We start from the raw sequence: 23,961 nt of genomic DNA on the forward strand, positions 1-23,961 counted from the left end.
CCCGCTGGGCACCGGACGTGACCGGACCGTCACCGCGACGCCGCACAAGGCCCAGGTCAAGCGGTCCCCCAGGTACTGGTTTCCGCCGATGGGGCTCGGTCAGGCAAGATGGGGTCTATCTGCCCACTCACTCTTTGCCGGACGGTTTCTCTTGGCTGAGTACATCTACACCATGCGCAAGACGCGCAAGGCGCACGGCGACAAGGTCATCCTCGATGACGTGACGCTGAGCTTCCTGCCCGGTGCGAAGATCGGTGTGGTCGGCCCGAACGGTGCCGGTAAGTCCACCGTGCTGAAGATCATGGCCGGTCTGGAGCAGCCCTCCAACGGTGACGCGTTCCTCACGCCCGGCTACTCCGTCGGCATCCTCATGCAGGAGCCGAAGCTCGACGAGTCCAAGACCGTCCTGGAGAACGTCGAGGACGGCGTCGCCGAGATCAAGGGCAAGCTCGACCGGTTCAACGCCATCGCCGAGGAGATGGCCACGAACTACACCGACGAGCTCATGGCGGAGATGGGCAAGCTCCAGGACGACCTGGACCACGCCAACGCCTGGGACCTCGACGCCCAGCTGGAGCAGGCCATGGACGCCCTGGGCTGCCCGCCCGGCGACTGGCCGGTCGTCAACCTCTCCGGTGGTGAGAAGCGCCGCGTCGCCCTCTGCAAGCTCCTGCTCGAGGCCCCCGACCTGCTGCTGCTCGACGAGCCCACCAACCACCTCGACGCCGAGTCGGTGAACTGGCTCGAGCAGCACCTCGCCCAGTACAAGGGCACCGTCGTGGCCATCACCCACGACCGGTACTTCCTGGACAACGTCGCCGAGTGGATCCTGGAGCTCGACCGCGGCCGCGCCATCCCGTACGAGGGCAACTACTCCACGTACCTCCAGCGCAAGTCCGAGCGCCTCAAGGTCGAGGGCAAGAAGGACGAGAAGCGCCAGAAGCGCCTCAAGGAAGAGCTGGAGTGGGTCCGCTCCAACGCCAAGGGACGCCAGGCCAAGTCCAAGGCCCGCCTCGCCCGCTACGAGGAGATGGCCGCCGAGGCCGACAAGATGCGGAAGCTGGACTTCGAGGAGATCCAGATCCCGCCGGGCCCGCGCCTGGGCTCGGTCGTCGTCGAGGTCAACAACCTCTCCAAGGCCTTCGGCGACAAGGTCCTCATCGACGACCTGTCCTTCACCCTCCCGCGCAACGGCATCGTCGGCGTGATCGGCCCGAACGGCGCCGGCAAGACCACGCTGTTCAAGATGATCCAGGGCCTGGAGACCCCGGACTCCGGCGACATCCGGGTCGGCGAGACCGTCAAGATCTCCTACGTCGACCAGACCCGCGCCAACATCGACCCGAAGAAGACGCTGTGGGCCGTCGTCTCCGACGAGCTGGACTACATCAACGTCGGCCAGGTCGAGATGCCGTCCCGCGCCTACGTCTCCGCGTTCGGCTTCAAGGGCCCGGACCAGCAGAAGCCGGCCGGTGTGCTCTCCGGCGGTGAGCGCAACCGCCTGAACCTGGCGCTCACCCTCAAGCAGGGCGGCAACCTGCTGCTCCTCGACGAGCCCACCAACGACCTCGACGTCGAGACCCTGTCCTCGCTCGAGAACGCGCTCCTCGACTTCCCCGGCTGCGCCGTGGTCGTCTCCCACGACCGCTGGTTCCTCGACCGGGTCGCCACGCACATCCTGGCGTACGAGGGCGACTCCAAGTGGTTCTGGTTCGAGGGCAACTTCGAGTCGTACGAGAAGAACAAGGTCGAGCGGCTCGGCCCGGACGCCACCCGTCCGCACCGCGCCACCTACAAGAAGCTGACCCGAGGCTGAGGCTGACCGCCGCATGGCACGACACATCTACTCCTGTCCCCTCCGCTGGTCGGACATGGACGCCTTCGGGCACGTCAACAACGTCGTCTTCCTCCGCTATCTGGAGGAGGCGCGGATCGACTTCATGTTCCGGCTCGCGCCGGGGAACGGGAGCCCGTCGTTCTCCGGCGGGTCCGTCGTGGCCCGCCACGAGATCGACTACCTGCGCCCGCTGGTCCACCGGCACGAGCCGGTGACCGTCGAGTCCTGGGTCAAGAAGATCGGCGCGGCGTCGCTGACGATCGCGTACGAGATCAAGGACCCGGACGTGACGTACGTGCGGGCGTCGACGGTCGTCGTGCCCTTCGACCTCCAGGAGCAGCGCCCGCGCCGGATCACCGAGGAGGAGCGGGCGTTCCTCCAGGAGTACGTCGACGACGGGATGACGTCCGCGCCATGACCGCCATCGCGCCGCTGCACTTCGCCGACCCCAGGGAGGCGGCGGGCCTCGCCGCCTTCCTGCGCCGGCTGCTCCACTACGACCGCGCCGCCGCCGTCCGCCTCCAGGCGGGCGAGGGCGGCGCGCTCGCCGTCTTCGGGCGGCCCCCGTCGTTCGAGGTGCTGGCGATCCGCACGGCGCGGCTCGTCGACGCGGTGGCGCTGGACGTGACGGTGTCCGCCGGTGAGCTCCTCGAAGGCATCGAGGAGTCGGCGGGCAAGGCGGTCGTGCCCGGCGCCGTCACCGGCCCGCCCTGGGCCGGCCTCCTGCCGCCGCGCGGCGGCTGGGAGCCGGTCCCGGGGCTGCCGCCCGCCGCCGCGATGCGCAGCGCGGTCGCCGCGGCGGTGACCGAGTTCCGGTCCCGCGACGAGGCCCTGCCCGAGGAGCGGCGGACCCGGGCCGAGCGCGACCGCATCGGCCGCGAGATATGGTCCCGCACGCTGGCCGACACGGGCCTCCCGCTGCGGGCCGTCCACGCGGCCCAGTCGCTCGGCTTCCTGCCGGACCTTCCCGGCGAGGACCTGCCGGTGGTGCTGTTCGCCGCCGGCCCCTGGCTGCGGCTGCGCACCCCCTACGGTTCGGTCGCGCTGCGCAGCGCCCCGATGTCGCTCACGGTCAGCCCGGGGGCCCCGGCCCGGTGACGGACCGGGGTCACGCGAACGTCGTGGCCCCGGCACCCGCCGCCGAGCCGCTGCCCGGCGTCGACGCCTGGCTCACCGCCGTCGAGCCGCTGCCCGGCGTCGGGTGCCAGGCTCACCGCCGTCGAGCCGACCGGATCCTCCGCGCTTCCCGGCCCGGCCACCGGACACCGACGTCGGACCGGTGCTCGCCCGGCGCCTGCCGTCTGCCGCCTGCCGCCTGTCACCGCGCGCCGCGGCGACCGGCTCGTCGGCCAGGGACAGGTCGTCCGTGACGGCGGCGCGCACGCCTTCCTGCGGGACGTGACCCTCCGCCCCGACCAGCGCCGCCGGGGGCTCGGCGTCGCGCTCGTACGGTCCGCCGCCGAGGCGGCGCGGGAGCGCGGGGCGCACCGGCCGCACCTGGACCTCGAGTCGCGCCTCGCCTGTCTCCCCGAGACGTGCGGCCTCCGGAACACGGCTGCCGGGCTCATGCGCCCGGCCTGCCGACGTCGGTCCACCCCTCCCCGACGATCGTCACGACCGAGACGACCACCGACAGCGCGAGCAGGATCGACGGGACGACCGGGGACCCGCTGGGCTTGTTGTGCTTCTCCAGGACCGGGTCCATCCGACGGGCCGGGTCATAGGCGATGCGGACCGTCCTGCCCGCCTCGCCGATCCGTTCCTCGGCGGTGAACTCCGACGGGTAGCCGCCGGGGCAGTCGAGCGGATGGTGGTACAGCCACATGTCGCTCGGGGCGCCCTCGCCGAAGGTCGGGTGGTACGTCGCCCGCGCCTTGCCGGTGATCTCGCAGGTCACGACCTCGGCGCGGACCCGGGAGTCCCTGGCCTCCACCCACACCGCGCCCAGACCCGCCACCAGCAGCACCACCGCGGCGATGCTGCCGCCCTCGCGGAACAGCGCGTTGTGCGCGAGCAGGGCGACGGCGGTCAGGACCAGGCCGGCGAGCACCGCCAGGAGGGTCGGTACGCGCACGGGGCTGCGCATGCTCCAGCCCGCCCACAGGTGCAGCAGCAGACCGGCCCCCGAGGGCACCACGACCGCGCCGAGACACGCCAGAGACTTCCTCATGCGTCACCCCCGGATACGGGGACGCGTACGGCTCCGGCGCGGTTTCCCGCCCGGGCGCCGGCCGCGGCGCGCACCGACCGCCGTCCGCTCAGCGGGCGCCGTGGGGATCCGTGCCCGTCCCCGTACGGGCGCCCGCGTCCGGGTCCGCGTCGTCCGGCCACACCCCGATGTGGTCCCGCTCCAGCTCCAGCGCCACCCGGTGCCGCATGCCCAGCGTCTCGGTGTACTCCGCGGGCAGCTGCAGCCGCCCTGCCCGGTCGAGCATCGCGTACTCCCGGGCCACCAGCGACTCCTGCCCCTCCGCGTCCACCTCGGTGCGCCGCAGGACCTCGGAGGAGGTGCGGCCGTCGCGGATGGCGACCGTGCGGCGGACCTCGGAGGCGACCGCCTGGTCGTGGGTGACGATGACGATCGTCGTGCCCAGCTCCTCGTTGGCGCGGCGGAAGGACGCGAAGACCTGCTCGCCGGTGGCCGAGTCCAGCTCGCCGGTCGGTTCGTCGGCGAGCAGCACCGAGGGGTCGTTGGCGAGGGCGACGGCGATCGCCACCCGCTGCTGCTGGCCGCCGGACATCTGGTGCGGGCGCCGGTCGCGGATCTCGGAGATGCCGAGCATCGCCAGGAGCTCCTCGGCCCGCCCGGCCCTGTTCTTCCTCCCACCGGCCAACTGCATGGGCAGGGCCACGTTCTGGGCGGCCGTCAGATACGGCAGCAGATTGCGGGCGGTCTGCTGCCAGACGAAGCCGACCACTTCGCGGCGGTAGCGCAGCCGCGCCTTGCCGTCCATGGCGAGCAGGTCGCAGCCGGCGACCTTCGCGGCGCCGGCGGTCGGCACGTCGAGGCCGGCCAGGATGTTCATCAGGGTCGACTTGCCGGAACCGGACGCCCCGACCAGGGCCATCAGCTCGCCCTCCTTCACCAGCAGGTCCAGCCCCTGGAGGGCCTGCACCTCGACCCCGTCCGTGGTGAAGATCCGTACCAGGCGGTCGCAGGCGATCAGGGCGTCGTGGCCGTACGAGGGCCGGTCGCGGCGGGCCGCGGCCCGCCGCTCCAGCTCCGCCAGACTGGCGCCTCCGGCACCCGCGCGGCCCCCGCTGCCGGAAGCCGCCGAGGTCCCCGTGGTCCCCGTGGTCCCTGTGGTCCCCGTGGTCGTCGTCATCGTGCGTCTCCTGCCCTGAGTTCCCTGATCGAGCCCCTGCGGGATGCCCACCACGCCTGCACCAGGGCCGCCCCCGACGCCAGCAGCACCACGGCGACCGCCGGAAGCCCCAGCGACCAGACGTCCGCCCGCAGCGCCGCCCCCAGCTCCATCGCCTCGTCCGGTGCCCCGCCCAGGGCGAGCCGCGCCAGGTCGACTCCCGGCGACAGCAGCAGGATCGTCGCCCAGCCGACCAGCGCGCCGCCCACCGCCGCGAGCAACGCCTGCGGCAGCGCCTCCAGACCGAGCAGCCGCCTGGCCTGCCGACGGGTCAGGCCCATGGTGCGCAGCCGGGCGAGGAGCGTGGTGCGTTCGGGCGCGGCCTGGAGCAGCGAGAGCATCAGCGCGAGGACGGCGTATCCGGCGCCCGCGCCGAGGGCGGTGAGATAGATCCGTTCGGCACCGGTCTGCATCGGCGAGTCGACGTAGCCGGCCCGCTGCTCCTTCGACAGCGCCACCCGCAGGCCCCCGGCCTTCGCGGTGACCGCGGCGCGCAGCGCCGGCCCGTCGAGGGCACCGGGCGCACGCTCGCTCACGAGCAGCGCGGTGGGTGCCCGGTTGGTGAGGTCGGCGCCGTTGACGAGGAGGAAGTCCTTGTCGGGCAGCGCCGGTGTGGCCGCGCGGACGGCGACCACCTTCACGTGGAACCGGCCGGCGGCCGCCGTGATCTCGATGGGCGCCCGGCCCAGCCGTTCGGCGACCCGCGGCGAGGCGATCACCGGCAGCACCCGGGTGTTGTCGCCGGTGTGGGCGGGCCCGCCGGTGCCGGTGGACCCCAGCAGGCCGGCGGGGAACGGTCCGAAGCCGGTGCGGGCCGCCAGCCGGGCGTACGAGGCGGGCTCGACGCCGATCAGCGGCGCGCCCATGCCGTTGTCGACGGTGCCCTGGTGGTCGGGCAGTTCGAGGCCGAACTCGATCTGCACCGGCGCCACCTCGCCGACGCCGGGAAAGCGCCGTACCGTCTCGGCCACTCCGGCGGGCAGCGGCGTCATCTCCAGCTCCTGGTGCACCCGGGCGTCCGCGCCGGTCGCGAGGAGCGCCGCCCGGTCGCGGGCCTCGGAGATGCCGGTGAGCACGGAGCCGCCGAACGCGGCCGTGGTCAGCGCCACCAGCAGCGCGAGCAGCGGCAGCGCGCCGGTCGACGAGGAGCGTCCGGCCCGGGCGAGCGCGAGGGGGCCGACCGCGCCGCGCATGCGGCGGGCCGGCCGGGCGGCCCAGCGCAGCGGCAGCGGATACAGCCGTACGAGCACGAACGCGGCGATCAGGCCGACCAGGACGGGCGCGGCGCTCACCAGGTGGTCACCGGAGTCGGCGGTGCCGCGGCGGCGCAGCGCGGTGACCGCCCCGACGGCGAGGACGAGGAAGGTGAGCTCGGCGACCGTGCGGCCGGTGGAGGGCCGGGCGGAGACCACATCCTCGCGCCCGCCGTGCAGCCGGGGCCGGCGGTGCAGGACGACCGCGCGCAGCGGCAGGACCAGCCAGGCGAGCAGGGCGACGGCCGCGGCGGCCGCGCAGGCGGGCCAGAAGCGGGCACCGGCGCCGGCCACCGGCAGGGCGAGCAGCAGGCCGAGCACGGCGGCCGGGACGGCGACCGCGCCGGTCTCGCCGAGCAGCCGGCCGCCGATGCCGGTCAGGGAGGCGCCGCGGGAACGCAGCAGGGCGAGTTCGGCGTGGCGCCGGGCGGTGAACAGCCCGGCGGTCATGACGATCACCACGGCCGCGACGGCTCCGATGCCGAAGGCGGCGACGGCGACGACCGCGGCGATGGCGTCGCGCATCCCGGCGTAGTCGGTGACGATCTCGTCGAGGCCGGTGGTGAAGCCGCCGTTGTCACCGAGGACCTGGCGCAGCTTCACCCGCCCGGGGCCGCTGTCCGCCGAGTCGAGGGCGGCGGCGAGGCGGTCGCTGTCCTGGGCGGTGAGGTGGCCGACGTCGGGCGCGAACCGCCAGTACTGCTCGGGTTCGCCGAGGGTGGTGAGCAGCCCGGGTGCGCTCTCGGGCGCCACGAGCAGGCTCGCCGTCCAGTACCACTTGATCTCCGAGGTGCCCTTGGCGGAGAAGAGCGGGGTGTGCAGGAGCGGGTCCACCCCCCAGTAGCCGTTGGCTGTTTCCCGGGGCTCGACGATGCCGGTGACGGTGATCGGCTCGGGCGTGCCGTCCGTACCGGGCACGTGGACGACGGAACCCACCTTCAGCCGCAGCGCCTCGGCGGTCCTGGCGGTGACCGCCGCCTCCATGGCGCCGCCCGGACCGGCTCCGGGCAGGCGGCCGGCCGTGAGGGTGGAGTGGGCGGCCAGGTCGGACGGCGCGTCGAGGACGAGCTCGGGCGGCAGGCCGTCGGGCTGCGGCAGCCACGGGTCGAGGCCGGGTGTCCGCTTCGTCGTGTGCACGCCGTACGCGGAGTTCGCGGGATCGGTGCGCAGCGGCGGGGGCAGCAGCGGTACCAGCCGGTCCCGGGTGGCGCGCAGCCTCTGCGGGGTGAGCTGCGCGGCCTGTGCCGCCGGGCCGAGGTGGGCCTCGACCCGGGTGGTCAGCGACAGCGCGGTGCGGCGCGGTTCGGCGGAGTCGACGGCGTGCCACAGGCCCTCGGTCTCGTACGTGTCGACGGCCCGCGGCAGCGCCGCCGCGAGGAAGGCCGTCACCAGCACGAGCAGGCCGTAGGCGAGGGCCGCGCCCGGGGCGGTCCGCAGCCGGGTGCGGACCCAGGGGGCCACGGCGCGGGCGGGCTTGCGGGGCATGGCGTTCGCCTTTCCGCGGGCGGGGGTGGTCGGCGGCTGCGGCGCGCGGGGGCCGGGCATCAGTGGCCCCCCTGGGTGCGCAGGCTGACGGCCGGGTCGGTGCGGCGCAGCGCGATCGCGGCGACGGTCAGCAGCGGCAGGGCGGCGACGCCGGCGAGCAGCAGCGCCACGTGGGCGAGGGGCAGCTGGACCAGGACGTCGGGCACGGGCCGGTCGGCCTGGGCGGTGAGCACCACGAGCGGCACGACCGCCCGGGTCAGGACGGTGCCGAGCGCGACGCCGACGAGCAGGCCGATGCCGATGAGCAGGCCCTGCTCGGCGGCGATCAGCCGGGCCAGCCGGCGGCGCGGCGCGCCGAGGGCCCGCAGCACCCCGAACTCGGCGGACCGCTCGCGCAGCGAACCGGCCGAGCCGACCGCGAAGCCGACGGCGGCGAGCGCGGCCGCCGCCGCGGCGACCGCCATCAGGGCGGAGTGGGGGCCCGCGCCCAGCGGGTCGCCGAGGAGGTCGGCGGCGGCCTCGTCCCGTACCAGGACCTGCGCGGGGTCGGTGTCGGGGCGGGCGCGCAGCGCGGCGGCGACCTCGGCGGCCCGCCCGGGTTCGGTGGCCAGCCACCACTCGGTGGGCGTCAGGACCGTGCGGGAGGCGGCGAGGGCCCGGTTGGCGGTGAACAGGTCGAAGAGGAGCGCGCCGCCGTCCTCGGGCAGGGCGGCGGGTGTCGTCGCGGTCACGGTCCGGGCGCCGGGCCCCGCGGTCGGCAGCTCCCGTACGACGGCGGTGATCTCCACGTCGAGGGTGACCCCGCCGAGGGTGACGCCGACGGTGTCGCCCTTCTTGGCCCGGGCGGCGCCGGCGAACGCCTCGGTCACGAGCGCCGGGATCCGCTGCGCCGCGGCGGGGCGCGGGGCGCTCAGCGTCAGCAGGTACGGGTCGGCGCCGGAGCGGCCTGAGCCGCTGCGGCCCGCCTCCGTGGAGCCGCCGTGGAAGGAGACGGTGAAGGGGGAGCCGGCGGTCGCCGGGCGGCTCACCGGATCGTCCTCGGGCCGGCCGCCGGCGGCGGGCTCCCGGGTGTACGCGCTGCGCCACGCGCTCAGGGCGCTGCGCAGGTCGAACGGCTGCCCGGGGCCGTCGGCGCCGACGGGGGCGATCCGTTCGACGGTGAGGGTGCGCGGCCCGCCGCGGCCCTCCTCGGCCCGGCCGCCGATCTCCAGACCGGCCAGCCCGAAGGGACCGGGGGAGCGGCTGCCGTCGCCCGCCCCGGGCAGCGCCACGGTGAGCCGGTGGGGGCGCCCGTCGGCGGGCAGGCTGCCGAGCCGGCGGCGGTAGGGGGCGCCGAAGGCGTCCTCCAGGAGGGCGGTGACCTCGGTGGCGGGCGTCCCGGGCGGTGCCGTGTCGCGCAGGTCGACGGTGAGGGCGCGGGTGCCGGCGGGGAGCGGGAGGCCCGCGGGGCGTCCGGCCTTCGGCATGACGGAGGCGAGGTGCCCGGCGGGCGTGCCGTCGGCGAGGTCGGGGCGGAACCGGATGCCGTCGGCGGCGTTCCGGGTGTCCATGGCGAGGACGGTCGCCTGTCGGCCGGTGACGTCGGTGGTGGTGCGGTGCACGGGCGCCGCCTGCCGCACCCCGGGCAGGTCCGCGAGCCGTTCGGCGGACTCGCCGGAGCCCGGGGTGAGCAGGCGGACGTCCGTACCGGTGCGGAAGTCGGCCTGGTCGCGCTGCGAGCGGTCCCAGGAGTCGCTCTGTCCGATCGCCAGCATGCCCATGGCGACGGCGAGGACGAGCAGCAGCACCGGGCCCGCGCCGCGCAGCGGGCGGCGGCTGAACTGCCAGCCGGCCAGCGCCGCCGACAGTCCCCGGCCGCCGGCCGCTCGCCGCTCCGCCAGCCGGGCGGCGGGCGGCAGCAGACGCAGCGTCAGGACGGTGCCGGCGAGCAGGGCCAGGGCGGGCGCGGCCACGAGGAGCGGGTCGATGCCGAGGTCGCCCGAGCGGTCGCCGGCGAGCGCGCCGCCACTCTCGCCGGTCTGCCGGTCGAGCTGCCAGTAGGCGACGCCGGCGACGAGGAGCAGGGCCACGTCGGCGCCGGCCCGTACGGGCGCGGGCAGGGCGGCGGAGCGGCCCCGGCGCAGCGTGACGACACCGCCGTCCCCGGCGGCGAACGCGGGGGCGACGACGGCGGCGGCGCAGCACAGGGCGACCGCGGCGGCGACCAGCCAGACGGTGAGCGGGGGAGCGGTGTCGAGCCGGCCGAGCGCGCCGAGCGCCGACCGGTCGGCGAAGAGCCGGGTGAGCGGGCTGGCGAGCAGCGGGGCGACGACGGCGGCGGGCAGGGCCAGGAGCAGGGCCTCGACGGTGGCCAGTGCGGCGATCCGGCGGCGGGAGGCGCCGCGGGCGCGCAGGAGTTCGGTCTCGCCGGAGCGTTCGGAGCTCAGCAGCCGGGCGACGAGCAGCAGGGCGTAGGCGGCGAGCAGCACCAGCTGCACGGCCACGATGGAGAGGGTGGAGCGGGAGACGAGCAGGGCCCGGTCGGTCTGTTCCAGGACGGTGGGCAGGGAGGTCCGGGCGGTGACGGTGGCACCGAAGCGGGCCGTGTCGGCGGCGATCGCCTGGGGCCCCTCGGTGGCGGCGGTGCGCAGGGCGTCCATCCGGCCGGTGGTGACGCCGGTGAAGTCGGCGGTGCCGAGCCAGGCGGTGTCGCCGGTGGTGAACCGGCCCGAGCCGAGGACGGCGGGGTCGGCGAGCAGCGGGCCGTAGGTGGTGAACACGACGGTCTTCACGCCGCGCCCGCCGACCAGGTCGAGCTGCCAGTACGGGTCGGCGGTGTCGAGCGGGCGGTAGACGCCGGTGACCCGGGCCCTGACCGTCTTTCCGCCGAGCCGGTCGCTGAGGTCGAGGACCGTGCCCGGGGTGATCCGGAGCCTCTTGGCGGCCTCTTCGGGCAGGGCGGTCTCGACCGGGTCGCGCGGGCCGGTCGCCTTCGGCCAGGAGCCCGAGGCCAGGGCGATCCGCGAGCGGTCGAGGGCGGCGAAGTGGGTGAGGTCCGGCTCGCTCCCGGGGGCGTCGGCGGGCCCGGGACCGCCGGGCAGCGCGTACGTGCCGGAGCGCTCCAGCTTCCGCAGGGTGACGGGCAGGCCGTCGAAGGTGCGCCGGGCACCCTCGCGGACGGCGGCGTCGGCGCTCGCCCGCTGGGCGGCCGGGACCTGGCTGGTGACGACGAGGGCGGCGGCGGGGGCGGAGCGGCCGCGCAGGGTGCCCTGGAGGGCGGCGTCGCCGATGGAGCCGGAGAAGGCGGCGAGGGTGGCGAGGACCGCGGTGGTCAGGAGGACGGAGAGCAGGGCGGCGGACAGGAGGAGGCGGTGCGCCCTGACCCGCAGGAGTACAAAGCCCGTCACCCGTTTCCCCCCTGAGAACACCGTGATCGTTCACGATCGAACGTTCAGAGGATGGTTTCAGAGGGCATCGGGTCTGGAAACCGCTTTCGGATCGACCTTGATGCGATCGTGACCGTTAATCGGCGTCCCCTCACCGGAATGTGTTCGTCCGGGAGCGGGTGGTCAGTCCGCCGTGTTGATCATCGAGGCGGCGGCATAGGTCATGTAGTGCCAGAGCTGCTGCTCGTGCTCCGGCGCGAGCTCCAGCTCGTCCACCGCGGCCCGCATGTGCCGCAGCCACGCGTCGTGGGCCGCGCGGTCGACCGTGAACGGAGCGTGCCGCATCCGCAGCCGGGGGTGGCCGCGGTGGTCGCTGTAGGTGCGCGGTCCGCCCCAGTACTGCATGAGGAAGAGCACGAGCCGCTCCTCGGCCGGACCCAGGTCCTCCTCCGGGTACATCGGCCGCAGCAGCGGGTCCTCGGCGACTCCCTGGTAGAAGCGGCGGACCAGGCGACGGAAGGTCTCCTCGCCACCCACCTGCTCGTAGAAGGTCTGCTCCTGAAGCGTGCCGCGCGGAATCTCGTTCACCGTTCCATCGTCTCAGATGCCCCGGCCGAGGACCGGAGGTCTAGGACCCCTGACCGTGAAGCGACCGCCGGGCCACCGCGACGGCCACCGGAAGGGACCGCCACCAGGAGGGACTGCCACCGGGAGGGACCGCCACCAGGAGCGACCGCCGACCGGACCCGAGCGGTGGCCGGAGGACGGCGGTCCGCAGCACAGTGGACCCATGGGCCCACCGCACGACGCGTTCGCCGAGGAGGGCGCGCGGGCGCGGCGGGCGCTGGTGCGCGCGATCGAGGCGTACGGCGCCCTCGGCGACCCCGCCTGGAAGGCCGCCTTCGCCCACGTGCCGCGCCACCTCTTCGTCCCCTCCTACTACGTCGCCGGACCCGGCGGCTACGAACGGCTCTGGTCCGGCGACCCCGACCCGGCCCGCCGCGCCCGCTGGCTGAGCGGGGCCTACCGGGACACCGCCCTCGCCACCCGGGTCCGGGACGGCGAGCTGATCTCCTCCGCCAGTCAGCCCTCCCTGATGGCCCGGATGTTCCAGGCCCTCGACGTCCGCGACGGCCACGACGTCCTGGAGATCGGCGCCGGCACCGGATACGGCGCCGCCCTGCTCTGCCACCGCCTCGGCGACGACCACGTCACCACCGTCGACCTGGACGAGGAGATCGCCGAGTCCGCCCGCGCCCATCTCGCCGCCGCCGGCCACCGGCCCGCCGTGGTCACCGGAGACGGCGCCCGGGGCTGCCCCGAGCGCGCCCCGTACGACCGGATCGTGGCGACCTGCGCGGTGGGCTCCGTCCCGTACTCCTGGCTCGGCCAGTGCCGGCCCGGCGCCCGGGTCCTCACCCCGCTGTCCACCGGGCTGCTCCTGCTCGGCGTCCGCGACCCCGGCCACGCGGAGGGGCGGTTCCTGGCCACCTCCGCCTACTTCGTCGCCCTGCGCGGCGGCGGCGCCCGCCCGGCCCCGCCCCGGCGCACGTCCGGGCTGCCGCGGCGGGTGGGCGAGGACGAGGGGTTCGCGTTCCTGACCGGCCTGGCCGGGGAGGCCCTGGACACGCGCGAAGCGCTCGCGCTCTGGCAGCACGAGGGGCGGCCGGAGCGCGAGCGCTTCGGGGTGACGGTGAGCGGCGGCCGGCAGTGGGCCTGGCTGGACGACCCCGCGGGGCCGTACGCCTGGCCCCTGCCGGAGCCCTGATGCCGTCGCGGAGTCAGCCGCGCCGGACGGTGATCGTCGTCCAGGCGCCGACATGCACCCGGTCGCCGTCCCGCAGCTGGACCGGGACGTAGGGCTGGATCGGGTCGGGCGAGCCGTTGATCGTGGTGCCGTTGGTGGAGTTCTGGTCCACCACCGCCCACGAACCGTCCGGCTGCTGCACCAGCACGGCGTGCTGGTGCGAGACGCCCGGGTCCTCCGGCGGCACCGACAGGTCGATGTCGGGCGACTCGCCGGTGGAGTGGCGACGGCGGCCGATGCTGACCTGGCTGCCCTGGAGCGGCACGTGCTGCTCGGGGGAGTACGCGGGCAGGTTGAGCCCCGACGCCTCCGGGCCGCTGCGCTGCATCATCGCCATGAAGTAGTCGCGGTCCGGACCGATCACCGCGGTCCAGCTCGCCTGCGGCCGCGGCTGCTCCTGGAACTGCTGCGGCGGGCCGGGCTGCGACGGACCGGGCTGCGGCGGGCCCTGCGGGGCCGGAGCCGGGCCGGGGCCGTGCGGGCCCTGCGGGCTCGGCGGGGCGCCGGGGTGCCGGCCGTCCGGGCCGGGGGCCGGAGCCTGGGGCGGCGGCTGCGGCGCCGAGGGCGGCGGCAGCATCCAGTCGTCGTCCGCGCGCGGCTGCGGCGGTGCGGGCTGCGGCGGTGCCTGGTGGAAGCCCTGCGGAGCCGGGGGCGGCGGCTGGTGGGCCGGGGGTGCCTGGTGGCCGGGAGGGGCCTGGTGGCCGGGCTGCCCCTGCGGCGGGGCCATCGGCGGGCGCTGCGGCGGACCCTGGTGGTGGGTCGCGTCGGCACCCAGCGGCTCGGCCGGGCGGTTCACCTGCGAGGGCCGCGAGCCCTGGTACTCGTACGGGTCGGGCTGCTGCGGCGGCGCGGGTCGCGGCGGCGACTGGAAGCCCGGCGGCAGGTTCAGGCCGGGCGGCGGGCCCTGCGGCGCCCCGCCCGGACCCGGCTGCGCGTGCGGGGGTGCGATCGGCGTGTACGAGGTCGCCGTGTTCGTGAGGAAGTTCCAGCGGCACTCCTCGCAGAACGGCGCCATGTGCTCGCGCGGGGTGCGGCACTGGGGGCACAGCTCGGCCTGCGCGGTCGCGTTGGGGTCGTAGCCCCCGGGGGCGGGAGCGCCCGGCGGCGGCGCCGGGGCGCCGGGGCCACCGGGGCCGGGGTAGCCGTACGCGGGCGGCGGCGGGGGAGGCGGCGGCACGGCACCCGTCGGCGCACCCGCCCCGGCCGCCATGCGGTGGCCGCAGACCTCGCACCAGTCGTCGGAGACCGACTGGTGTCCGTTCGGGCAGGTCGGCATGTCGGTGCTTCCCCCTCTCGTCACGTCATCACGCGCTGCTTCTTCGCGGCTTACTTCTTCACGCGAACGGTCTTGGTGGAGCGGGTCTCGAGAGTCATCTCGTCCGCTTCCGCGACCTTCGCCTTCAACCGCACAGTACCCGTCGCGGCATCGACCACGTCCACCACCTTCGAAAGGAGTTTCGCGGTATCGGCGTTGCCGGAGGCCGCGGCCAGCTGCACCGCGCGCCCGAGTTTGGCCGTCGCGCCGTCGAAATCACCCGATTTGCGGGCATCGAGGCCCTGCTGGATGACGTCGGCGAGCTCGGCCTGCCCCGTGTAGTGCGCGACCTGCGGGTTGATGGAGGTCGACATCGCCATGTCGTCGGTCCACACCGCCCGCACCAGCCCCTGCGACAGGGTCGTCGGCGTGCCGCCCGCCGGGTCGGGGACGATCAGCGAGACCCGGGCGGCCAGCATCTCCTGCCCGACCGCGGCCTGCGGGACCCGGACCGACACGTGGTAGTCGCGGGACTCGTCGCCCCACGAACCGGTCGGGTAGTCCCCGGCGCGCGGGCCCGCCTCGGTGCGCCGGCCCGTCAGGTCCTCGACCGTGGGGGCGACCTGCTTCACGAAGGCGATCTCCACGCCGACCGGGGTCCACAGGCGCAGCGCGACGTCCGCGACCTCCTTGCCCATGGCCTTCTCCATCATCGAGGTGAAGTCCTCGGCGAGACCGGCCGGATCGGCGACGATGTCGGCCGTGCCGAGCAGTGCCGAGGCGATGCCCCGGACCTCCTCGACGTCCCAGTCGGTACCCACCCCGCGCGCGTCGCAGGTGAAGCGGCCGGAGCAGTGGTCCAGGGCGGCCCGCAGCGCCTCGGGGGTCTCGTGCTCGTTGCGGCCGTCGGTGAGCAGGATGCCGTGCCGGATGCGGGCGTCGGCGGAGGACAGCAGCCGGTCGGCCAGGCGCAGCCAGGTCCCGATGGCGGTGCCGCCGTCCGCGCTCAGGCGGCGCAGCGCGGTCTTGGCCTCGGCACGGGTGCGCGCGTCGGCGACGGCGAGGCGGCCGTTGCCGGGGTAGACCTCCTTCGCCACGTGGGTGCCGGCCACGACCGCGAAGGAGGTGCCGTCGTGCAGCGTGTCGATGGCGGCGGCGGCCGCCTCGCGCGCCCCGCGCATCTTGGACGAGGGGTACTCCATCGACCCGGAGCAGTCGAGCATCAGGACCACCGCGGCGGAGCCGGCGGCGGCCGGCAGGGCCGCACCGGCGGTGCCGCCGCCGCTGGAGGTCACGGTGACGATCGCGTTGACGTCCCGACCGCCCTCCGGCAGGTACTCGTTCTGGTACACGTCCACAGAGAACTGCGGCCCGGTCGGCTTGGCGAAGTTGGCCATGGGTGATTCGGCTCCTCGGCTCACGAGGGAGGGAAGGGAAGTCGGGGGCGGGGGACCGTCCGTGGGCGGCGGCGGAGCGCGGGCTAGGCGGATCCTGCCCCGGGGGACGGAACGGCGAACGGCAGCAGCGCGACCGTGATGTTGTCGTGCCCTCCGCCGTCGAGGGCGTGGCCCACCAGCACCTGGGCGCCGTGCAGCGGACGGGCGGACGCGTCCCCCGGCAGGACCCGGGCCATGTCGTCCGCGCCCTCCGCGTAGTTCCACAGGCCGTCGGTGCACACCACGACCACGCCCGCCCGGTCCGGCTTGAACGCGGCGGTGTGCGGCTCCAGTTCGTACGAGTCGGCCCCCAGCCAGCCGGTGATGGCGTGGGCGCGCTCGTCCGCGTACGCCTGCGCCTCGTTCATCAGGCCCGCCGCGACCATCTGCGCGGCCCACGAGTCGTCCTCGGTGAGACGGGCGGGCGGCGAGGTGCGGTCGTCCGGCACCCAGTAGGCACGGCTGTCGCCGACCCAGCCGACGACCAGCAGCCCGCCGGCCACGATCGAGCCGACGATGGTGCAGGCCGGGGCGTTCTGGTGCTCGCGGTCGGCGCCGGCCGGCTCCGCGAGGGCGTTGACCGCCTCGGCGGCGGCGACGATCGCCTCGTGCATGGCCTGCTGCGGGTGGGTCCCGCGGGGCAGCGCCGCCACCAGCGCGGCGCTCGCGGCGGAGGCGGCGGCGGCCGACGCCTCGTCGGGGCGGGTCGCCGAGGAGACGCCGTCGCAGACGACGGCGAGCGCGGCGGGGGAGCCGTCGGGCAGCGCGGCCGACGCCACGGCGAAGGAGTCCTCGTTGCGGTGGTGGCGCAGCCCGCGGTCGCTCACGGCGGCCACGCAGGACAGCTCCTCCTCCATGTGGTCCCGCTCGCGCGGCTGCGCGTGGCCGCAGTGCTCGCAGTACCCGTCCCGGTCCACCCGCCCGGTCCGGCACGCGACGCACACCTTCCGCGCGTCTCCGGGCGCGGCGGCGGGGGCCGTCTCCCGGGCCTGGCCCCGGGCCTGCAGCGCGGCGCGCGGATCGGGCGCGGGAAGGGTGAAGTCCCCGTCCCCGTCCTCAGCGCCGTCCCGGTTCGCGCCCTCGTCCGAGTCCCCGGGCCCGTGCCCGTCCCCGGCGGAGGTGCCCGCCGTCCCCGCCGAGGCGGCCGGGACCACCGGCTCCGCCGGAACCACCGGCTCCACCGGAACCACCGGCTCCGCGGGAACCACCGGCTCCGCCGGAACCACCGGCTCCGCCGGGACCTCGTCCGTGCGGACCGGGACCGTCGGGAGGTCGCGGCCGCCCGAGTCGGTGCCGGGCAGCTCGCCGGGGTGCTGGGTGGCCGTCGTGAGGGAGGCCGGGTCCCGGGGAGGCGGCTCCGGCCAGTCCACGGGCAGCGCGATCGGCACCGTCGGGCGGTCCGGCTGCGGGGCCGCGGCCGACAGGTCGTATCCGCACGCCCCGCAGAACCGGTCGCCGGACTCCAGCGGCTCCGCGCACTCGGGGCACGTGCCCAGGGGATGCGGGGCCTTGGGCTTCAGGGACATACTCACACCCACGTCCTGGGGCGGAAGCGGTTGGCCCGCTCCACCAGTTCGATCCTCTCCTCGCCGCGCTGGGCGAGCCGGGCGAGCACCCGGTACGAGCGCTCGAGGCCGAAGCGCAGTCCGCGCTCGTCCAGTGCACTGCCGAGCAGCACCGTGCCGGCCGGGTCCCCGCCGGGGCTCCCGGACAGCACCCAGTCCAGCGCCGTGCCGAGCACCTCCGTGGACAACTGCTCGCGGCGCACCGCGTCGAGGCCGAAGCCCTGCAACGCGGAGACCTGCGCAGCGGCGGCGGTCAGGTCGTCGCCCAGCGGCTCGTTCGCGGGCCGCCGGCGCAGCCGGGCCCGTACGGCGGCGACCCGGGCCGCCGTGTAGTGGATGGACGACTCGGGCACGGACTCCAGGGTGCGCACCGCGCCCGCCCGGTCGCCCGCCGCCAGCTGCACCCGCGCGAGCCCGAAGGCCGCGCTGACGTAGCTCGGATCGGTCGCCCACACCAGGCGGTAGTACTCCGCCGCGTTGTCCAGCTGCCCGAGCACCTCGGCGCACACGCCGAGCGCCAGCTTGGGCGCCGGTTCGCCGGGAAAGGCGTCGTAGATCGCGTCGAAGGAGAGCGCCGCGCTCTCCCGGTCGCCGCCGATCAGGGACGTGACGCCCCGGTACCAGACCACCCGCCAGTCGTCGCCGTACCCCTGCTCCAGGGTGGCGAGCGCCTGCCCGGCGGCCCCCAGGTCGCCCATCTCCAGCCGCGCCCGCAGCTCCCGCAGCCGCAGTTCGAGCGAGGCGACCGGCGCCGCGTGCAGGGCGGTGATCAGCTCGGCCGGGGCCGCCGCCAGCAGACCGGCGAGGAAACCGGCGTTCGGGTCGCCCGGATCGACCCGCGGCACCGGGAGCGCGAGCGCCGTCGCCGGCACGTCGAGCATCCGCAGGAAGCTGCCGGCCCGCCCGCTCACCGACGCCGGCAGGGCCTTGCGGCGCCCGCGGCGGACCTCGCGCGCCCCGAGGACCGACACGTCGTCGTTGAGCTCCGCGAACAGCTCGGTGTCCGTGACCCGCACCTCGGCACCGAAGAGCGTCGACAGGGCGGGGCGCGGGCGGCCCGACTGGAGCGCCACGACCTCCCGCAGCACACCGGTCAGCTGCTCGGCCATCTCCTGGGCGGAGGCGAAGCGGCGTGCCGGGTCCGGGTCGGTGGCCCGTACCAGGAAGCGGTAGAACGACTCGTACGTACGGAAGACCTCGATGCCGTCGGGCTCCGGCAGCGAGTCCGCGAACACGTTCGTGTAGCCCTGGAAGTCGAAGGTCAGCACGGCCAGGGTGCGCGCCACCGTGTACAGGTCGCTCGCCACCGACGGGCCGACCTCGGCCACCTCCGGCGCCTGGTAGCCGACCGTGCCGTAGATCGCCGACTCGTCGTCGTCCATCCGCCGGACCGCGCCCATGTCGATCAGCTTCAGCTGGTCCTCGGTCTGGATCGCGTTGTCGACCTTGAAGTCGCAGTACAGCAGGTTGCGGCTGTGCAGGTGCCCCAGGGCCTCCAGCGCCTCGATGCCGTAGGCGCACGCCTGCTCCACGGGCAGCGGGTCGCGCCGGCCGTCGGGGGTCCGGCGCTCGTTGGCGATCTCCTTGAGGGACTTGCCGCCGACGTACTCCATGACGATGTAGCCGTCCAGGGAGCCGGTGCGCTGGTCCAGGTGCTCGACGAAGTTGTAGATGCGGACGATGTTGGAGTGCTCGATCTCCGCCAGGAAGCGGCGCTCGGAGATCGCCGCGGCCATGGCGTCCTGGTCACCGGTGTCGAGCAGGCCCTTGAGCACCACCCAGCGGTCCGAGACCGCCTTGTCGACGGCGAGGTAGACCCAGCCGAGTCCGCCGTGGGCGAGACAGCCCACCACCTCGTACTGGCCGTGCACCACGTCCCCGCCGCGCAGCTTGGGCACGAACGAGTACGGGTGGCCGCACTTGGTGCAGAAGCCCTCCGTGCGGCCCGGCCGGTCGCCGCGCGAACGGCCCACCGGGGCGCCGCAGTCCGAGCGCGAGCAGAATCGCTTCCTCTCGGGAACCTCCGGCTTCGCCATCACCGCGGCCCGCGGGTCGGGCCGCGGCACCTCCGGCACCGTCACCAGACCGGCGCCGAGCCGGCCCCGCCCGGACTGGCCACTGCTCGAACCCGAGCTGCGCACCGACACCGAACGGGCCGTGCTCTGCCCCGACAGCGAGCGCGAGAGCCGCCCGGAGACGGAACGCCGGGACGCCGCCGAACGCGCCGAGCGCGAGGACCCGTGCGAGGACGTGCGCGACGAGGCGGCCGAGGCGGAACGGGCCGACTGCGACCCGCGCCCGGCCGTGCCGGCGCCGGGCACCGCCACCCCCGTACGGGTCGACCGCAGCATGCCGCCGGGCGCCACCACGGGGGCGAGCCCGCAGGTGTCGCAGTACAGCTCGCCGCCTCCCATGTCCTCGTACGAGCCCTCGCACGACGGACGCTGACAGCTGCTCACTCCGGACTCCCCGCTCACCACTGACTCCCCCTGCCGTCCCTCGGTCCCGACAGTGTCTCCGCCGCCGCCTGCTGGTAGCGCAGCACCGCCTGCTCGGCGGCCCGCAGATCGCACGGGGCGCTCCACAGCATCCGGCGGGCGGTGTCGTACCGCTCGACCAGCAGCGGGTCCTCGGCCGCGCCGAGCCGGGCCACCTTCGCCTTGTACGCGTCGAGCCGGCCGCGCAGCTCGGCGCGGACCGCCAACGGCGCGGTCACCGCCGTCAACGACGCGCGGGCCCGCAGCAGTTCGTCCTCCGCCTCCTGCTCCAGGGCGTCCAGGAGCGGGGAGAGCCGGTGCCACTGGGCGTGCCTGCGGTACTCCGCGGCCGTCGCCAGCCGCTCCTGGAGCGCCGTCGGCGGTCCGCTGACGGCCGGCACCTCCGAGGCGGCGATCTTCGCGAGGACCTCGCCGCGGGCCGCCCGCGCCTCGGCGAGCGTGCGGTCCGCCCGCGACAGCACGTCGCGCAGCCGCAGCAGCCGGTCCTCCGAGTCCTGCCGGACCTGGAGCACCGCCTCGATCTCCCGCCGGACGTCCTCCAGGGCGCGGGCCGCCGTGTCGTACCGCGTGGTGTCCGGGCGCCCGCCGCCGGGGGCCGAACTGCCCTCGGCGGGACGCCAGAAGGCCAGCGGATCGGACACCACCTGGGCGCGCAGCGCGGACAGCTCGGCCGTGATGGCCTCCAGCTCGTCCCCGGCCGGATGCTCCCCGGGCCGCACCCCGACCGAGTGCGCGAGCGACCGCGTCCGGCCCAGCTCGGCGGCGAGCAGGTCTATCCGCGCGGGCAGCGCCGACCACACGGCGTCGGCGGTGACCACCACGTCCAGCGAGGCCGCGTACAGCTCGTTCATCCGCCGCACGAGCCCGTCGAGGGTGAACCGCTCGGCGAGCAGGGCCTGCTCGCTCGCCCCGCCCGACACGTGCACGCTCTCGCCGCGCAGCCGGTCGGTCAGCTCCGCCAGCTCCTCCCGGCCCGGCCAGCGCCGCCGGGACCGCACCTCACGGGCGTCGTGCAGCGCGGCCGTGTACGCGTCGAAGTACGTCCACAGCAGGGTGATCGTCCGCTCGGTGGCCTGCCAGCGGTCCCGGGTCGTGCCGGTCAGCTCGGCGCCTTCGAGCAGCCTCCGGCCGGCGTGGTCCTGGAGCGCGAGGAGCGAGTCCTCGACCGCCTTGTGCTCCGCGCCGAGCCGTGCCAGCGCACGGTCCACCTCGTCCCGGTCCATCACCGGCCCGGGGAGTCCCGCGACGCCCATCGATCACCTCTCGTTCTACTTGTACGTGGGGGCGGGCGGCCCGGCGATGCCGGGCAGGTCCGCCTTCAGCCACTTCGCGTACGCCGCCTGCCACGGGCCCTGCCGGTACTGCACCAGGACCTGGTTGACCCGGCGGACCAGGTCGTCGTTGCCGAGCTTCACCGCCACCCCGTAGTACTCGGTGGTGAACCGGCTGCCCTTGAGCTCGACGGCCGGGTCCTGGGCGGCCTGCCCGGCGGCCAGCGCGTTGTCGGTGACGACCGCGTCGACCTCGCCCATCTGGAGCCGGGCCAGACAGTCCAGCTGGTTGGGCACGGTCAGCAGGTCCGGGTCGTCCTTGGTGCCGTCGCCGGCCTCCTTGAAGACGGCGCCGAACGACTTCTCCTCCAGGGCCTCGTAGGCCGTGGAGCCCTCGGCCGTGCACACCCGCTTGCCGCTCAGCGACGTGTCGTAGCCGGTGACGGGCGAGGACTTGGGGGCCAGGACCTGCTGGCCCACCTCGAAGTAGGCGGTGGAGAAGGCCACCTGCTGGATGCGCTTGCAGTTGATCGTCATCGTCCGCACGACGAGGTCGACCTTGCCGCTCTCCAGCGCGGCGATGCGCTGGTTGGTCGGGATCGTGCGGAAGATGACGGCGTCCTCGGAGCCCAGGATCGCCTTGGCGATGGCCTTCGCCAGGTCGATGTCGAAGCCCTCCAGGCGGCCCGGCTCCTCCTTCACCGTGCCGTCGGGCAGCCGGGTGACGGTGGGCGGGGTGCGGAACCCCCACTTGTAGCTGGACTGGTCGACGCCCACCACGAGCTTGCCGCGGTTCTTGATGCGGGTCACCGAGGGGCCGTCGGCGCCCGACGGGCGCAGCGACGCCTCGGGGGTGCGGCAGGTCTCGGCGCTCTCCGCGCTGACCTGCACGCCCCGGCCCACGCCGGGGCCAGGACCGCCGCCGCGCCCGCCCTCGTCGGCGGCGGTGCGCGGCAGCGCGACCAGGGCGAGCGAGGCCGTCAGCGCGCAGGCCACGGCCATGGACCCCACACCGCCCCAGCCCCGCAGCCGTCCGGCGGGCCGCCGGGCGCGTGGCGCGCCCTTCGGCACCGGGTCCGGCATCCGGCCCGTACCGTTCGTCCGCTCGACGCCGTCCGGCATCCCGCCCCCTCTCACCGGTACTCCGACAGTCTGCGGTTGATGCCCGTCACGGCGCCCGCCGCGGCCAGCACGCCGAGCGCGGCCGCGCCCAGGGGCAGGCCGGTCAGCGCGTCCCGGCCGTTCTCGGCGGCGCGGGTGAACTCGTCCTGTTCGTGCGCCAGGGCCCGGCCGAGGGCCGCGTCGACCTGGTCGAAGGACTGGCCGGTCGACTGCGAGCTGCCGATGATCCGGTTCATGGCGCCGGTGAAGTCGCCCGCGTCGTCCAGCTCCCGGGCCTGCCCGTGGCGCTGGCGCCATTCACCGGTGCGGGCCGCGGCCTCCGTCAGGGGGGCGCGGCCGGCCTCGTCGTCGGCGAGCCGCCGGGCGTCGTCCAGGGCGGCGGTCAGGGCGGCCGCGCTGCTCGCGTAGTCGGCCTCGTACTTGTCCTGCTTGCCGTCCTCGGTGAGGACGGCGCCGCGCGCGACCACCGTCAGGTTCTCGTTGGCGCGGGCCTTCAGGGAGCTGATCCGGGCCTCGTTGAGCACCTGCAGGGACTCCTGGCCGTGCTCCCGGGCGTCGTTCAGACCGGCCCTGGCCAGGCCGTGGCCGGCGAGCAGCCACAGCAGGGCGGTCACACAGGCCGCCGTCGCGGCCAGCAGCCCGCGGTTGAAGACCCGGTTGGTCATCGCGTAGTTGCGGCGCTGGACCACCACCAGGGCGGCCAGCGCCAGCACCCCGAGGGCGAGCGACAGGAACGGCCAGGCGCGGGCCTCGTCGTCGTCCTGGCGCAGTCGCTCGGTCTCCGCCGCGTACAGCCGCTCGGCGGCCGGCAGGAGCGCCTGCGTCATCGTCTGGTTGGCGTAGCGCAGATAGGCGCCGCCGAGCGGCAGGCCCTGACGGTTGGCGGCGCGGGCCCGCTCGATCAGGCCCGTGTAGCGCGGCAGGTGCTCGCTCAGCGTGGCGATCTCGCGGGCCGACTCGCCGTCGGCGTCCGTGCTGGCGGCGGCCCTGACGAGCAGTCGGGAGGCGGTGGTGATGTCGTCGGTGTACCGCTTGCGGATCTGGGCGGACTCCTGCGGCCCGGCCAGGAAGCCGCTCGCGGCGGTGGCGTCCGCGTCGGCGAGCGAGCGGTAGATGTCGGCGGCGTCGGCGCTCAGCGGCTGGCTGCGGCCGACCACGTCGTCCGCGTACGAGGCACGGTCGGCCACCTCGAAGGCGGTGACGGCCCCGAACGCGACCACGAGCAGGGCGAGCACGGCCCCCAGGATCCGCAGCCGGCCGGGCTCGGTCGTGGCGGCCCGGCGCAGGATCTCCCGGCCCTCCGCCCAGGCGCCGGGCGCCGCGGGCGTAGGAACGGCCCCGGGCGCCGACGGCTGCGCGGGCACACCGGAAACCGGCCGCGCGGGCGCGCCGGCGGTGCCCTGCGCCGCCGAGGCGGCGGGCGCGTTCGGCGGGTATGTCACGTGACCTCCCCCTCGGTCTGAGACGTCGACCCGTCCTGTCGGCGGGACGGCGGACGACTACCCGGCCAGCAGTATGGCCGCAGTGCCCGCCGCGCACACCGGAAATGACGCGATCTTGTTCCTATCGTGCCCCATGCCTCCGTCGCTTCCGCAGGCGAACCCGTCATCCACCCCCTTCACTCTGAATACGTCGCCCGGCCGGAATCGGTTCCGCCCCGAACGTCCTCGAACGGGTGAACACGCGTGCGGGGCGCCCCGGA

The 23,961-nt window shown here is 75.2% G+C and carries 16 protein-coding genes and 1 pseudogene; 5 read left to right on the forward strand and 12 right to left on the reverse strand.

All coding sequences use genetic code 11. The features are described 5' to 3' along the window. The first annotated feature begins 151 nt into the window (after window positions 1-151). The 4 genes and pseudogenes from ettA to ABD954_RS22520 form a co-directional block, all read left to right on the forward strand. Window positions 152-1,816, forward strand: coding sequence for an energy-dependent translational throttle protein EttA (gene ettA, locus ABD954_RS22505; protein WP_345488202.1), 1,665 nt, complete (start codon window positions 152-154; stop codon window positions 1,814-1,816). A gap of 13 nt (window positions 1,817-1,829) precedes the next feature. Then, a complete protein-coding gene (locus ABD954_RS22510) occupies window positions 1,830-2,255 on the forward strand; it encodes an acyl-CoA thioesterase (protein ID WP_345488203.1) in 426 nt (141 codons plus the stop codon). Further along, on the forward strand, window positions 2,252-2,935 hold the full coding sequence (locus tag ABD954_RS22515) for a DUF8010 domain-containing protein (protein WP_345488204.1): 684 nt from the start codon (window positions 2,252-2,254) through the stop codon (window positions 2,933-2,935). Before ABD954_RS22510 ends, ABD954_RS22515 begins: the two co-directional genes overlap by 4 nt. 210 nt (window positions 2,936-3,145) lie before the next feature. Continuing rightward, a pseudogene (locus ABD954_RS22520) lies at window positions 3,146-3,316 on the forward strand (GNAT family N-acetyltransferase); the annotation flags it as partial. Between the two features lie 85 nt (window positions 3,317-3,401). Here the strand turns inward: ABD954_RS22520 and ABD954_RS22525 are convergent. The 5 genes from ABD954_RS22525 to ABD954_RS22545 form a co-directional block, all read right to left on the reverse strand. After that, window positions 3,402-4,007 carry a hypothetical protein gene (locus ABD954_RS22525; protein WP_345488206.1) on the reverse strand — a complete coding sequence of 202 codons (606 nt, stop codon included), beginning with the start codon at window positions 4,005-4,007 and terminating at the stop codon, window positions 3,402-3,404. A gap of 88 nt (window positions 4,008-4,095) precedes the next feature. After that, window positions 4,096-5,163 carry an ABC transporter ATP-binding protein gene (locus ABD954_RS22530; protein ID WP_345488207.1) on the reverse strand — a complete coding sequence of 356 codons (1,068 nt, stop codon included), beginning with the start codon at window positions 5,161-5,163 and terminating at the stop codon, window positions 4,096-4,098. After that, window positions 5,160-7,940 carry an FtsX-like permease family protein gene (locus ABD954_RS22535; RefSeq protein ID WP_345488208.1) on the reverse strand — a complete coding sequence of 927 codons (2,781 nt, stop codon included), beginning with the start codon at window positions 7,938-7,940 and terminating at the stop codon, window positions 5,160-5,162. The genes ABD954_RS22530 and ABD954_RS22535 overlap by 4 nt, the downstream gene beginning before the upstream one ends. Window positions 7,941-7,999: 59 nt before the next feature. Beyond that, window positions 8,000-11,326, reverse strand: coding sequence for an FtsX-like permease family protein (locus ABD954_RS22540; RefSeq protein ID WP_345488209.1), 3,327 nt, complete (start codon window positions 11,324-11,326; stop codon window positions 8,000-8,002). Between the two features lie 162 nt (window positions 11,327-11,488). After that, window positions 11,489-11,893, reverse strand: a complete 405-nt coding sequence (locus ABD954_RS22545) for a globin (RefSeq protein WP_345488210.1) — start codon at window positions 11,891-11,893, stop codon at window positions 11,489-11,491. 202 nt (window positions 11,894-12,095) lie between these two features. On the opposite strand from ABD954_RS22545, the gene ABD954_RS22550 reads away from it, so the two are divergent. After that, the gene (locus ABD954_RS22550) at window positions 12,096-13,073 is read left to right on the forward strand and encodes a methyltransferase domain-containing protein (protein WP_345488211.1); all 978 of its coding nucleotides are present in this window, start codon (window positions 12,096-12,098) and stop codon (window positions 13,071-13,073) included. A gap of 13 nt (window positions 13,074-13,086) precedes the next feature. On the opposite strand, the gene ABD954_RS22555 is transcribed toward ABD954_RS22550, so the two are convergent. From ABD954_RS22555 to ABD954_RS22585, 7 genes are all read right to left on the reverse strand, one after another. Beyond that, on the reverse strand, window positions 13,087-14,388 hold the full coding sequence (locus ABD954_RS22555; protein ID WP_345488212.1) for an FHA domain-containing protein: 1,302 nt from the start codon (window positions 14,386-14,388) through the stop codon (window positions 13,087-13,089). A gap of 50 nt (window positions 14,389-14,438) precedes the next feature. Further along, the gene (locus ABD954_RS22560) at window positions 14,439-15,764 is read right to left on the reverse strand and encodes a vWA domain-containing protein (protein ID WP_345488213.1); all 1,326 of its coding nucleotides are present in this window, start codon (window positions 15,762-15,764) and stop codon (window positions 14,439-14,441) included. An 83-nt stretch (window positions 15,765-15,847) separates the two neighbouring features. Continuing rightward, window positions 15,848-17,329: a PP2C family protein-serine/threonine phosphatase gene (locus tag ABD954_RS22565; RefSeq protein ID WP_345492391.1), complete on the reverse strand. Its 1,482-nt coding sequence runs from the start codon at window positions 17,327-17,329 to the stop codon at window positions 15,848-15,850. Between the two features lie 2 nt (window positions 17,330-17,331). Continuing rightward, window positions 17,332-19,782 (reverse strand): serine/threonine-protein kinase, encoded by a 2,451-nt coding sequence (locus tag ABD954_RS22570; protein WP_345492393.1) that lies wholly within the window; start codon window positions 19,780-19,782, stop codon window positions 17,332-17,334. A gap of 59 nt (window positions 19,783-19,841) precedes the next feature. Further along, complete coding sequence (locus tag ABD954_RS22575) at window positions 19,842-21,119, reverse strand: coiled-coil domain-containing protein (RefSeq protein ID WP_345488215.1); 1,278 nt, start codon at window positions 21,117-21,119, stop codon at window positions 19,842-19,844. Window positions 21,120-21,134: 15 nt separating this feature from the next. Continuing rightward, window positions 21,135-22,220 carry a glutamate ABC transporter substrate-binding protein gene (locus ABD954_RS22580; protein ID WP_345492395.1) on the reverse strand — a complete coding sequence of 362 codons (1,086 nt, stop codon included), beginning with the start codon at window positions 22,218-22,220 and terminating at the stop codon, window positions 21,135-21,137. 50 nt (window positions 22,221-22,270) lie between these two features. Next, window positions 22,271-23,701 carry a hypothetical protein gene (locus ABD954_RS22585; RefSeq protein WP_382745805.1) on the reverse strand — a complete coding sequence of 477 codons (1,431 nt, stop codon included), beginning with the start codon at window positions 23,699-23,701 and terminating at the stop codon, window positions 22,271-22,273. Between the last annotated feature and the right edge of the window lie 260 nt (window positions 23,702-23,961).

Source organism: Streptomyces roseoviridis, from assembly GCF_039535235.1.
Lineage (GTDB): Bacteria > Actinomycetota > Actinomycetes > Streptomycetales > Streptomycetaceae > Streptomyces > Streptomyces roseoviridis.

Coding starts and splice junctions, on each gene's coding strand:
- ABD954_RS22570 (WP_345492393.1), bottom strand. CDS start 19,782: ATGGGAGGCGGCGAGCTGTACTGCGACACCTGCGGGCTCGCCCCCGTG.
- ABD954_RS22580 (WP_345492395.1), bottom strand. CDS start 22,220: ATGCCGGACCCGGTGCCGAAGGGCGCGCCACGCGCCCGGCGGCCCGCC.
- ABD954_RS22550 (WP_345488211.1), top strand. CDS start 12,096: ATGGGCCCACCGCACGACGCGTTCGCCGAGGAGGGCGCGCGGGCGCGG.
- ABD954_RS22575 (WP_345488215.1), bottom strand. CDS start 21,119: ATGGGCGTCGCGGGACTCCCCGGGCCGGTGATGGACCGGGACGAGGTG.
- ABD954_RS22525 (WP_345488206.1), bottom strand. CDS start 4,007: ATGAGGAAGTCTCTGGCGTGTCTCGGCGCGGTCGTGGTGCCCTCGGGG.
- ABD954_RS22530 (WP_345488207.1), bottom strand. CDS start 5,163: ATGACGACGACCACGGGGACCACAGGGACCACGGGGACCACGGGGACC.
- ABD954_RS22555 (WP_345488212.1), bottom strand. CDS start 14,388: ATGCCGACCTGCCCGAACGGACACCAGTCGGTCTCCGACGACTGGTGC.
- ABD954_RS22535 (WP_345488208.1), bottom strand. CDS start 7,940: ATGCCCCGCAAGCCCGCCCGCGCCGTGGCCCCCTGGGTCCGCACCCGG.
- ABD954_RS22510 (WP_345488203.1), top strand. CDS start 1,830: ATGGCACGACACATCTACTCCTGTCCCCTCCGCTGGTCGGACATGGAC.
- ABD954_RS22565 (WP_345492391.1), bottom strand. CDS start 17,329: ATGTCCCTGAAGCCCAAGGCCCCGCATCCCCTGGGCACGTGCCCCGAG.
- ABD954_RS22560 (WP_345488213.1), bottom strand. CDS start 15,764: ATGGCCAACTTCGCCAAGCCGACCGGGCCGCAGTTCTCTGTGGACGTG.
- ABD954_RS22515 (WP_345488204.1), top strand. CDS start 2,252: ATGACCGCCATCGCGCCGCTGCACTTCGCCGACCCCAGGGAGGCGGCG.